Source organism: Corynebacterium sp. HMSC074C04, assembly GCF_001838295.1.
GTDB lineage: Bacteria > Actinomycetota > Actinomycetes > Mycobacteriales > Mycobacteriaceae > Corynebacterium > Corynebacterium amycolatum.
Window position 1 is genome coordinate 366,627 of sequence record NZ_KV836270.1, and the last position, 10,549, is coordinate 377,175.

The following is a 10,549-nucleotide window of genomic DNA, read 5'->3' on the forward strand; positions in this document are numbered from 1 at the left end:
GTACGCAGCTCATCCATTGCTTCTTCGATGAGTGGGCGGAACTCTGGGTCTGCCCAACGGTCAGCTGCGGCCTGGTTGCCCATCATGCGGCCGCCCATGACGTCCAGAGGGTAGTGGACGCCCATGACAAGGCGAGAATGACCGGCCTCGGACGCACGCGCCTGAATCTGTGGCGCAACCTCCGGCAACATTAGGGCCAGCAGGGTTGAAGTCCATGCAGCCTTGTTGGTGTGACCCGACGGGTAGGACGGCGTGGTCGAGTACGGGTCATCCTGGCCTTCGCGGTAGTAGCGCTCGATGCGCTCCGGCGCCACCACAAACGGGCGATCGTAGCCGTAGACGTACTTCTCGAAGAAGGTCGAGCTGACCAGACCGCCGCCGCGAGCAAGGTTGCCGGACAGCAGGGCCTTCACCTTCGGCAGCCGATCCTCATCGTAGGCATCACGGAAGTGCTGACCCAGGCTTGCACCGAAAGCAGTGGAAATATTGGCCAGTGGGTCTAGGTAGTCGTCATCAAGAGCGAGTTCCTGTGCCTGCGGGTCATTCTTGGCAGCGTTGTTAATGCGGACGACCGTTTCGAGGTTCTGGTCCATGACCTCTGGGTGGCTCTTCTCCAGCTCCACGAAAGGATGCACAACGTAGAAGTAGAACCAGTTATCGGTGGCGGCATCCGATGGGTAAGCGCGCGCAATCTGGTCCGGGCGGTACGAGGTTGGCTTCGGCGCATTCGGGTCGGTGTTTTCCCCGGAAGATGATGGCAGCGAAATGGAATCCGGGACCTCCAAGCCACCGCCGGGCAGCTTAATTCCCTCTGGAGCGGCCACATTAGCTGGGAGATCAGAAACAGAGTCCAGGCGGTTGCCCAGCTCGGCCAACGGGTTGACCGGAGCTGCCACGGCCGTTGCCGGCGTAAGCCCCATTACAACTGCCACTGCTGCGGTAGCAGCGCCGACGCGAGTACGAGTTGCAATGCGCTTGTGCGGCTTCAAAGAAGACACTGAAACATTCCTTTCCAGATTGCTGCGTGGGAGGCACCAGTTGTGAAGTGCTCTATAAGCCAAGGTCTGACAAAATCTTCACTTATGTTAAGCGCACTGTGAGGTTTCGGCTCGTTGAAAAGAAACAAGTTTTCAAGATGCTAGCGCCAATCGTGGGAACTTTCCCCCTCAGACGCCGGGTTTTCACTGATAAATGCATAAAAGAAACCGGTTGGCGGGATAAACGCCCGTCAACCGGTAAGAATTCAATACTCGCCCCAAACGGGGCTAAAAGCGTGGACTACTTGGAGTAGTCGTAGAAGCCACGTCCGGACTTGCGGCCGAAGTGACCCGCCTCAACCATGCGCTTGAGCAGCGGAGGTGCCGCGTAAGTCGGCTCCTTGTACTCATCGAACATGGCATCGGCAATGAACTTGATGGTGTCCAGACCAACCATGTCGGCCAGAGTCAGCGGACCCATCGGGTGCGCACAGCCATTGACCATGCCGGCATCGATGTCCTCTGCGGTAGCGATGCCGTCCTGCAGCATGCGGATAGCGCCGAGGATGTACGGAACCAGCAGAGCGTTAACAATGAAGCCCGAGCGGTCCTTAGCGCGAATGACGGTCTTGCCCAGCGCCTCGGAAGCGTACTCGTACGCACGCTCCGACTGAACATCACCGGTCGTCAGAGTAACGACATGCTCTACCAGAGGCAGAACCGGAACCGGGTTGAAGAAGTGCAGGCCCATGACGCGCTCCGGGCGCTTGGTGGCTGCAGCAATGGACTGAATTGGCAGCGAGGAGGTGTTGGAAGCCAGGATGGCATCGTCCGACTCAACAATCTCATCGAGCTGCGAGAAGACGCTGGCCTTTACTTCCGGGTTCTCCACGATGGCCTCGATGACCAGTTCACGGTCAGCGAAGTCTTCCAGCTTGGTGGTGAAGCTAATACGCCCCAGAATCTCGTCACGTGCAGACTGCTCTAGCTTGCCACGGGAAACGGCCTTATCCAGCGACTTTTCAATACGGGCGCGACCGGACTCAAGGAACTCTTCCTTGGCCTCCCAGACCTTGACATCGCTACCGGCCTTCGCACAGACCTCAATAATTCCGGAGCCCATCTGACCGGCGCCGACGATACCTACTCGCGAGATGCTATTTGCCATTGGCGTATTTTCCTACCTTCTACTCTGGGCTATTAGTCAGCATTGTGCTTCATCCGAGTGCGCATTCGCTTGACGACGATCACAGCGCACTGGCTTTATTTACACGCTACTCACTTCCCCGGTTCCCCGGGCACGCTTTGCAGGACTTTTTACTTGAATTTCCCCCCACGAGGTTTGGGCAGCGGCTAGTACTGCATACGTTTTTCCAGCGCCTGCTGAATATCTTCCAGCTGCTGCTGAGAAGAGCGTGCCAATTCTTGCAGGTCGTTTCCGCCATGCTTTTCCAGTTCTTCCCACTGGCCGAGCATCTTATCCAGGCTGCCTTCCATCAACGTCAGATAAGCCATATCTGCGTGTGGCCCCTCCTCGTTTTCGAGGCGAGTCATGGTGGCGGTGTCGAGCTTGGTCTCAGACGGATCGACATCGACGCCGAGAGTCTTGACTAGCTGCGATTCCTCTTCAGCAAAGATTGGCTCCGCCTGCTGCGCAATCTTTCGGGTCTCTTCCGAGACCGTTTCCTTCGCAATTAGCGCCTGCGATGCTTTCTTCAGCGCCGCAGTATCCGCCGCCAGCTGAGCCAAGTTATCCCGAATAGCGGCGGTGGAGGCAACAGCACTCGGCGCCTGGCTTGACTGATGTTGGCTGCCTTCCAAAGCTGCCTCATCGCTGTCCCCACAGGCACTGAGACCAACGACGAGAGCAGAGGCCAGCACAGCAGAGCCAATACGCAGGCCGCGTCCAATCAGAGAATAGGTGTCGCTGCTGGAAGCGGCTGCGCCATCGCGAATGGTGTCTGAGGACATTAGTCGACCTGCAGTTCGCCCATGCGATCCCAGTCCTGCTTATCTGGCAGTACCTGCGAGACAATCTTCGGGGTCTCAGCGAGCAGCGGCTTCATCGCCTCCAGCCCCTTGGCGAAGTGCTCGGAATTGACGTGGGCTTCACCAGCGTCATCATCGAATGCCTCGACGAGAATGTACTGGTTGGGGTCTTCTACGCTGCGGGACCATTCAAACCACTTGTTGCCAGCCTCTGCGCGGGTGGCAGCGGTGAACTCGGCGACGTGGTCCATCCATTCGTCGGCAAACTCCGGCTTAACTTGGTAATTCACAACGATAAAAATCATGTCGCCCACTGTAGGCGCGTCCAAGCAGAATTGCACCCTTCGAAGAATAGAGTTTCGCTAAGAATTTTTCTTACGCTGACCCCAGGTGACAGTTATATTGGTTTGTATGATGAACACTCCGCTCATTCTCACCTACCAAGATAAGACCCCACGTATTCATTCCAGCGCCTGGATTGCGCCCGGCGCGGTCATTATCGGTGATGTCGAAATCGGTGCGGATAGCTCCGTGTTCTACGGTTCTGTTCTCCGAGGTGACGTCGCACCGATTCGCATTGGCCAGCGCACCAATATTCAAGACAACTCCACGGTCCATGTCGACCGAGGCGTGCCCACAATTCTCGGCGATGATGTCACCGTCGGACACATGGCTTTGGTCCACGGCACCACGGTTGAAGATGGTTGCCTCATCGGCATGAAGTCCACCCTGCTTTCACGTTCCCGTATCGGCGCTGGCAGCCTCATTGCCGCAGGTGCCGTGGTATTAGAAGATCAGGTCATCGACCCCAGATCACTGGCTGCAGGCGTTCCCGCCAAGGTGCGTCGTCAACTCTCGGCTGAGGAAGCAGAGGGCTTCATCGCCCATGCAGGGCGTTATGTGGAAACAGCGTCCAACCACCGCCACCTCCGCGAGGTCGACCTGGATATGGTGACTTTTAACTAGGTGGCTGCCGAGGCACCTAGCTGAGCGGCTAGGCGGATAGTTTGACGGTTAACGTAGCAGCACTACACCACAGTCGCGCCCGCCGCGGCCAATTCCGCTAGTGCAGCCTTGCCGCGCTCCGGGTCCACCGCCGCGACCTGATTGCTCAAAACGCGGACGGAAAAACCCTCCTTGAGACCATCCAGCACAGTGGCGCGGACGCAGTGGTCAGTCGCAACACCCACCACATCGATTTCTTCGATGTCAGAGGCGCGGAGAGCGTCGGCAAGCGAAACGTCAGCCTCCGTTGTTCCCTCGAAACCGGAGTAGGCGGCGGCGTACTCCCCTTTCGTAACATCGATGCGCACAGCAGCGGGGTTGAGCTGCTCAAAAAACGCAATAGCGCGCTGCATGCCGGGGTGAATTTCCGCACCCGGGGTACCTGCGACACAGTGTTTCGGCCAGGTATCGACGTAATCCGGGGTTTCAGAGAAGTGAGTGCCTGGGGCGATGTGATTGTCACGGGTGGTCGCAAGAACCGAGTACTTGTTCGCTGTGCCCGCGACATGCAGATAGGTAGCGGTGTACGCTGCCTCAGCACCGTCGACGGCAAGTGCGCCGCCGGCGGAAAAATCATTCTGAGCGTCGACGACTACCAGTGCCATGCGGGGGCGCGCCGGGCGTTGTTGTTCCTCGGAGCCGGCATCGTTGCTGGTATCTGACTCGTTGTCCGCGTTATCGGCGTTGTCCGCGTTGACCTGTCGGTAGATTTCGGAGAAGGAAGCGTTCATGGTCTATATCTTGCCACGCGCGCACATTTAAAGGAGCACGCTAACTATCGACAAGACTTCAACAAGCTACCGACAACAAAGAGTCAATCCGGTGTAGCGGTTAAAATTGCTCCGGTAATTCTTTGATACGACGACGACTCCTGGTCGCGTCCTCCAATGCGGGAGGTTTTTATGGCAGGCGGACTTGTCGCGCTGCTTGACGACGTTGCCACGATTGCACGCGCTGCAGCGGCAACAACAGACGATATTGCGGCTGCGGCCGGCAAAGCTAGCGCTAAAGCCGCCGGTGTTGTGGTTGACGACGCTGCGGTGACGCCTAAATTCGTCGATGGTGTCTCGCCGAAACGCGAGCTGCCGATTATTTGGCGTATCACCAAGGGCTCCTTGGTAAATAAAATTGTCATTATTCTGCCGATTGCGCTGCTGCTCAGTCAGTTTCTGCCTTGGGCGCTGACGCCGATTTTGATGCTCGGTGGCTCATACCTGTGCTTTGAGGGCATGGAAAAAGTCTGGGAGAAGATTAAGCACCGGATCTCTCCCGATCAGACTGAGCAGGAACGGATGGAGGCGGCGACCAACCGCACACCGCAGAATGAAGATTCGCTGGTGAAGTCTGCAATTTTCACCGACTTAATTCTCTCTGCGGAAATCATGGTGATTTCTCTCAATGAGGTCGCTGATCAGCCGCTGCTCAACCGCGCGCTGATTCTTATCGTGGTGGCACTCATCATCACGCTTGCGGTCTACGGCGTGGTGGGCTTCTTGGTCAAGATTGATGACATTGGCCTGCACCTGCAGTCCAAGAAGTCAGCCGGTATCAGCAAGTTTGGTGCGGCGCTGGTCAAAGCCATGCCAATCGTTCTGAACACGATCGGCATTATCGGCACGTTTGCCATGTTGTGGGTCGGTGGCCACATCATGGTGGTCGGTCTCGACGAGCTGGGCTGGCACCTCCCCTACCAGCTAGTCCACAACCTTGAGCAGCTGTTTACCGGCGGCTTCCTCGGCTGGTTGGCCAACACCACCGGCTCACTGATTTTCGGCACCATCTGGGGTGCAATCATTGTGGCGATTGTCGCCGTGCTGCCATTCGACCACGGCAAGCACGACAAGTCTGACCAGGAAAATGCAGCGAAGGCCTCTGCCAAGGAAAGCTGACGCTTAGGAGTAGGTGACCTCGCCGTCGACGTAGACCCAACGTCGCGCACGACGAACAAAACGGGAACGCTCGTGCATCGTGCCGACACCGTCATGGTCATGAAAGGCCGCTTCAAATTCCACGATGCCTTCGCGGTCGTCCTCGCCACCATCGACAGTGTTGATGATGGTGAGTCCTTCCCATTCGACACCGTCATCGACATTGATAACTTCCGGGCGGTACCGCGGATGCCACGTCCGCCAGATGTAATCCACCTCGTGGGCAGCGTAAGCGCTGTACCTCGCTGCCATCAGCTCAGCTGCGGTCAAAGCCTCCCGCTCACCGCGGTGCAGCGGGCCACAGCACTGCCCGTAGAGTCCCCCACCGCACGGGCACAAATCGGAATCAGTAACGCGGGCGCGAGCGAAAAATGCGTTCCCGCTTCCTGCTCTAGCACCGTTTCCTGTTCCCAATCCGGCCTCCGTTACAGCACTGTTTTCTCTTAACTGCCGACCCATAGTCGCCAGCCCCTCCCCAATCTCACACGTGGTACTAAACACGTCCTAACAACGTCTTTACATACCTACCAATTGGCCGGCAGCGCCGCTAGTCGGTTTAGCCCCGAGAGGCTTGACGACGGCTAACGCGTCGCCCTCGGCATTCCTTCCGCAAAGCCCGCAGCGGATTGAATTCCCACCACTGCCCGCTCAGCGAACTGCTCGATGGTGGCCGAACCCGCGTATGTAAACGACGAACGTACACCCGAGATAATGCGATCGATCTGGTCTTCCACACCTTCGCGGCCGGGCTCCAGGTAGATTTTCGCAGTCGAGATGCCCTCTTCAAACATCTCACGCCGGGCCTTCTCAAAGGCCTCTACCTGCGCATTTCGGCTCTCCACCGCACGGTGTGAAGCCATGCCAAAGGACTCCTTGAACATGCGCCCGTCGACGTCCTTCTGGACATCTCCTGGGGACTCGAAAGTGCCGGCAAACCACGAGCCAATCATCACGTTGGACGCACCCGCAGCCAACGCAAGCGCAACATCGCGGGGATCCTTCACTCCACCGTCAGCCCAGATATGCACGCCGCATTCACGAGCAGCTGCAGCGCATTCGAGCACGGCGGAGAACTGTGGACGCCCAACACCGGTCTGCATTCGGGTTGTGCACATCGCACCCGGACCGACGCCGACCTTAATAATGTCGGCTCCCGCCTCCGCTAGGTCGCGAACACCATCGGCGGTCACGACATTGCCAGCGGCAATTGGCACAGGCGGGTTGAGCGCGCGGACTCGTCGTAAAGCACGGAGCATCGATTCCTGATGACCGTGCGCGGTATCGACAACGAGCACGTCGGCGCCTGCATCGAGCAGTGTCTTCGCGCGCCCTTCAACATCACCGTTGATGCCGAGCGCCGCACCGACGCGCAGCTTTCCCTCAGTGTCAACAGCGGGCTTGTAAAGCGTCGCACGCAGCGCGCCCTTACGCGTGAGAATACCCACCAGCGCACCATCGGCGTCCACCACCGGAGCGAGCTTGCGCCCGGATGCAGTGAGCTGGTCGAAGGCGTCACGGGGCTCAATGTCAACCGGAAGCGTAAATAGCGAAGTGGACATGAGCGTCCCCACCTGCGCAAAGTTGTCAACGCCCGCCAGATCACGGCCGGTGATCAGACCAACCGGTTTGTTGTCTTCCACCACCACTGCCGCACCGTGCGCGCGCTTCGGCAGAAGATGGCGCGCATACCCCGCGGTGTGGTGAGGCTTGACGACGAGCGGGGTGTCGAAAACCAGCCCAGCGGACTTGACCTTGCGAATAGTCTCAGCGGCAATATCAGCTGGAACGTCCTGCGGCAGGATGGCAATTCCGCCTCGGCGGGCGGTGGTTTCGGCCATCCGGCGCCCGGAGATAGCCGTCATATTGGACACCACAATCGGAATGGTTGTGCCGGTGCCATCATTAGTGGACAAATCGACACCCATGCGAGAGCCGACGGATGACTTCGACGGCACCATGAACACATCGCTGTAGGTCAGCTCGTAGGGCACGGACTGATTGTTGAGGAATTTCACATACCCCAGGATATGCTGATTTTTCCGGCGCGCACGGTGAGAGTGCACAGAGGTGAGCATCAGTGGCCGGCCTTGCCTGGTGTAGGTTCGAACGGGACTCCACTGACTCAACCGGGATTACCTTTCCCAGGAAAGATGCTTAGCAAAATCTGATGAAAACGCCGATCAAAGATTACCTTTCCGAAATCGTCGAATCCGTCCGCCCCGATGAGTCTGGCGAGGTGGCGGACTATATTCCCACCCTTGCTGAAGCTGATCCCGACCGCCTGGCACTAGCTATGACCACGGTGTCAGGCCGCACCTACACCGCGGGCGACACCGATACTGAATTCACGATTCAGTCGATGTCCAAGCCCTTCGCTTATGCCGCAGCCATCACTGAGCACGGCAAAGACAAAATCGACAGTATTGTGGGCACCGAGCCTTCCGGTGAGGCCTTCAACGAATTGTCGTTGGAGCAAGGCACGCACCGACCAAAGAATCCGATGATTAACGTCGGCGCACTGGCGATCAACCAGTTCGTATGCCAGCCAGGTGCCAACTGGAAGACTCGCACCAAGCACATGGTGGAGCTTCTCTCAACTTTGGCTGGCCGCAAGCTCCGCGTTGACTACGACGCCTATGAAAGCGAAATGGACTCCGCGCATCGAAACATGTCCATCGCGCATATGCTGGCAGCTTACGGTTTTATCGAAACCACGCCCCACGATGCTGTCCGCGGCTACACCGCACAGTGCTCCGTGCTGGTCAACACCCGCGATGTCGCCATGATGACCGCAGTGTTGGCCAACGGCGGCGTTAACCCGGTTACCAACCAGACTGTGCTCGGCCGCTCGGTTGTTCGCCGAGTCTTGTCCGTGATGGCTATTGCCGGCATGTACGACGAGGCCGGTGAATGGTTTACCGAAGTCGGAATTCCCGCCAAGAGCGGTGTCGCCGGCGGCTTGCTGGGCGCGCTGCCTGGACAGGCGGGTCTCGCAGCCTTTTCACCGCGATTGAACGACCACGGCAACAGCGTCCGCAGCATTGCCATCTTCCGGAAGCTCTCCGAAGATTTGGGCCTTCATCTCATGGATGCCGATGCGATTGGTTCGCGTGCGCTGCGCGGTACGCGCGTCAGCAATGGCCGCTCGATCATCGAGATTCAGGGGCCAGTCAACTTCACTGCGGCCGAGATTGTTCTCAACAGGTTGGCGACTTCCACACCGTCGGAAAGCGAAGTTGTCTTCGACGTCAGCCGCGTTGGCGTTGTCAACCCGGTGGGGCGCACCTTGATTCTGGAAGCGATGCGACGTCTGAGCCACGAGGGCAAGGAGATCTTGTTCTACGACCCGGAGGGCGTACTGCCGAACCCAGATATGGGCGAGGGGCTGCTGCCGGTCATCATCCAGGATGCGCCGTAAACTACGCTAACCGAAATCCAATATGGTGGTTCGGGTAGTCTTGAACAATCGTAACCCCCGAAAGACAGCAGCGCGATAACAACCGGAGGGATATAAATGCAGGTCAGCGATGTAGCATTAGTCTTCGAGGGCGGAGGGACTCGCAATAGTTACACGGCACCTTTCGTCGAACGGCTACTTCGCGAGGACATCGATGTCGGTTGGGTCGGCGGGGTAAGCGCCGGTGCCTCTCACGTAGTCAATTACCTTTCCCGGGATATCCAGCGCTCCATAAATAGCTTCACTGACTTCATTGCACAGCCGGCCAGCAGCGGCTGGCGCCCAATGTTGCGCGGACGCGGCTATTTCGATGCCGAGTACATCTATGAAGACGCGGGGCTTCCCGACGGCGCCATGCCCCTGGATTACGAGACTTTTAAGAACAATCCAACTCCCTATCGGATTTCTGCTGTCCGAGCGGATACGGGCGAGACCATCAACTGGGGGCCGGACAATATCCCAGATCTACCCACGCTGATGAAGTACACTCGCGCCAGTTCGACGATTCCGGGCGTCATGCGTATGCCCTATATTGATGGCGTTCCCTTCGTCGACGGTGCACTGGGATCATCAGGCGGTATCCCAATCGATGCCGCAGAAGCCGACGGCTTTAAGAAGTTCCTCATCGTTCTGACCCGCCCGAAGGGATTCCGCCGCACCGCCCCTAAGCGCCCACAGCTGCTGCGGCAGATTTTCCGCAGTAACCCGGTGGTGGCTGAGCTACTTATCACCAGGCACGAGCGCTACAACGCCTCTCTCGATTGGGCTGCTGAGCTTGAACGAAAAGGCCAAGCATATGTTTTCTACGCAAATAATATGAGCATCACAAAGGCGGAGCGGAGGCGGTCGAAGCTGATGCACAACTACGAGCTCGGCCGTGCACAAGCCGATGCCGAATGGCCAGCAATTCGAGAGTTCATGGGCTTGTAGCTTCCGCCACCCTTAGGAAGCTTTTCGTTCATTCCTCTTTACTGTGTACGTAACCTTGTGTTAACCTTTGCGTAGCGAACAACCTCGTTAGGTAAGGCTCCTATATCTACATAGGCCGTTCCCCTGCACTTTATCGAGAGTTTCGAAAGACTCCCGAGGCAAGGGTCCATCTGAAGTGGCCACCTTTAGTTACGGTATTACATTGCCAACACTCTTAGGCGAAGGAGCCATAATTTTTCAATCAACAGAAATTCCCTCCTAGC

General features: G+C 57.7%; 11 protein-coding genes. 4 read left to right on the top strand and 7 right to left on the bottom strand.

All coding sequences use genetic code 11. The annotated features are described in order from the left end of the window. From HMPREF3011_RS02860 to HMPREF3011_RS02880, 4 genes are all read right to left on the bottom strand, one after another. On the bottom strand, positions 1 to 998 hold a 998-nt coding region (locus HMPREF3011_RS02860; RefSeq protein ID WP_070841176.1), incomplete at its 3' end, for an acid phosphatase. A gap of 280 nt (positions 999 to 1,278) precedes the next feature. Then, the gene (locus HMPREF3011_RS02870) at positions 1,279 to 2,145 is read right to left on the bottom strand and encodes a 3-hydroxybutyryl-CoA dehydrogenase (RefSeq protein ID WP_005510660.1); all 867 of its coding nucleotides are present in this window, start codon (positions 2,143 to 2,145) and stop codon (positions 1,279 to 1,281) included. Between the two features lie 185 nt (positions 2,146 to 2,330). Continuing rightward, entirely contained in the window at positions 2,331 to 2,948 is a 618-nt protein-coding gene (locus tag HMPREF3011_RS02875; protein WP_038626076.1) for a hypothetical protein, read from the bottom strand. After that, complete coding sequence (locus tag HMPREF3011_RS02880; RefSeq protein ID WP_038629105.1) at positions 2,948 to 3,271, bottom strand: putative quinol monooxygenase; 324 nt, start codon at positions 3,269 to 3,271, stop codon at positions 2,948 to 2,950. Before HMPREF3011_RS02880 ends, HMPREF3011_RS02875 begins: the two co-directional genes overlap by 1 nt. A gap of 109 nt (positions 3,272 to 3,380) precedes the next feature. Here HMPREF3011_RS02880 and HMPREF3011_RS02885 point away from each other — a divergent pair, with 109 nt between their 5' ends. Continuing rightward, positions 3,381 to 3,932 (top strand): gamma carbonic anhydrase family protein, encoded by a 552-nt coding sequence (locus HMPREF3011_RS02885; RefSeq protein ID WP_370547258.1) that lies wholly within the window; start codon positions 3,381 to 3,383, stop codon positions 3,930 to 3,932. Positions 3,933 to 3,994: 62 nt separating this feature from the next. Here HMPREF3011_RS02885 and HMPREF3011_RS02890 read toward each other — a convergent pair whose 3' ends face one another. After that, on the bottom strand, positions 3,995 to 4,702 hold the full coding sequence (locus HMPREF3011_RS02890; protein WP_083327058.1) for an isochorismatase family protein: 708 nt from the start codon (positions 4,700 to 4,702) through the stop codon (positions 3,995 to 3,997). 171 nt (positions 4,703 to 4,873) lie between these two features. On the opposite strand from HMPREF3011_RS02890, the gene HMPREF3011_RS02895 reads away from it, so the two are divergent. Continuing rightward, positions 4,874 to 5,860: a DUF808 domain-containing protein gene (locus tag HMPREF3011_RS02895; RefSeq protein WP_070431907.1), complete on the top strand. Its 987-nt coding sequence runs from the start codon at positions 4,874 to 4,876 to the stop codon at positions 5,858 to 5,860. 3 nt (positions 5,861 to 5,863) lie between these two features. Here the strand turns inward: HMPREF3011_RS02895 and HMPREF3011_RS02900 are convergent, their stop codons facing one another. Both HMPREF3011_RS02900 and HMPREF3011_RS02905 read right to left on the bottom strand, forming a co-directional pair. Continuing rightward, on the bottom strand, positions 5,864 to 6,400 hold the full coding sequence (locus HMPREF3011_RS02900; RefSeq protein ID WP_311199638.1) for a YchJ family protein: 537 nt from the start codon (positions 6,398 to 6,400) through the stop codon (positions 5,864 to 5,866). A gap of 80 nt (positions 6,401 to 6,480) precedes the next feature. After that, on the bottom strand, positions 6,481 to 7,914 hold the full coding sequence (locus HMPREF3011_RS02905) for a GuaB1 family IMP dehydrogenase-related protein (RefSeq protein WP_070841178.1): 1,434 nt from the start codon (positions 7,912 to 7,914) through the stop codon (positions 6,481 to 6,483). A 152-nt stretch (positions 7,915 to 8,066) separates the two neighbouring features. On the opposite strand from HMPREF3011_RS02905, the gene HMPREF3011_RS02910 reads away from it, so the two are divergent. Further along, positions 8,067 to 9,317 (top strand): glutaminase, encoded by a 1,251-nt coding sequence (locus tag HMPREF3011_RS02910; protein WP_069359252.1) that lies wholly within the window; start codon positions 8,067 to 8,069, stop codon positions 9,315 to 9,317. A gap of 96 nt (positions 9,318 to 9,413) precedes the next feature. After that, complete coding sequence (locus HMPREF3011_RS02915; RefSeq protein ID WP_070841120.1) at positions 9,414 to 10,286, top strand: patatin-like phospholipase family protein; 873 nt, start codon at positions 9,414 to 9,416, stop codon at positions 10,284 to 10,286. The last annotated feature ends 263 nt before the right edge of the window (positions 10,287 to 10,549 follow it).

Coding starts and splice junctions, on each gene's coding strand:
- HMPREF3011_RS02885 (WP_370547258.1), top strand. CDS start 3,381: ATGAACACTCCGCTCATTCTCACCTACCAAGATAAGACCCCACGTATT.
- HMPREF3011_RS02910 (WP_069359252.1), top strand. CDS start 8,067: ATGAAAACGCCGATCAAAGATTACCTTTCCGAAATCGTCGAATCCGTC.
- HMPREF3011_RS02915 (WP_070841120.1), top strand. CDS start 9,414: ATGCAGGTCAGCGATGTAGCATTAGTCTTCGAGGGCGGAGGGACTCGC.
- HMPREF3011_RS02870 (WP_005510660.1), bottom strand. CDS start 2,145: ATGGCAAATAGCATCTCGCGAGTAGGTATCGTCGGCGCCGGTCAGATG.
- HMPREF3011_RS02875 (WP_038626076.1), bottom strand. CDS start 2,948: ATGTCCTCAGACACCATTCGCGATGGCGCAGCCGCTTCCAGCAGCGAC.
- HMPREF3011_RS02890 (WP_083327058.1), bottom strand. CDS start 4,702: ATGAACGCTTCCTTCTCCGAAATCTACCGACAGGTCAACGCGGACAAC.
- HMPREF3011_RS02880 (WP_038629105.1), bottom strand. CDS start 3,271: ATGATTTTTATCGTTGTGAATTACCAAGTTAAGCCGGAGTTTGCCGAC.
- HMPREF3011_RS02895 (WP_070431907.1), top strand. CDS start 4,874: ATGGCAGGCGGACTTGTCGCGCTGCTTGACGACGTTGCCACGATTGCA.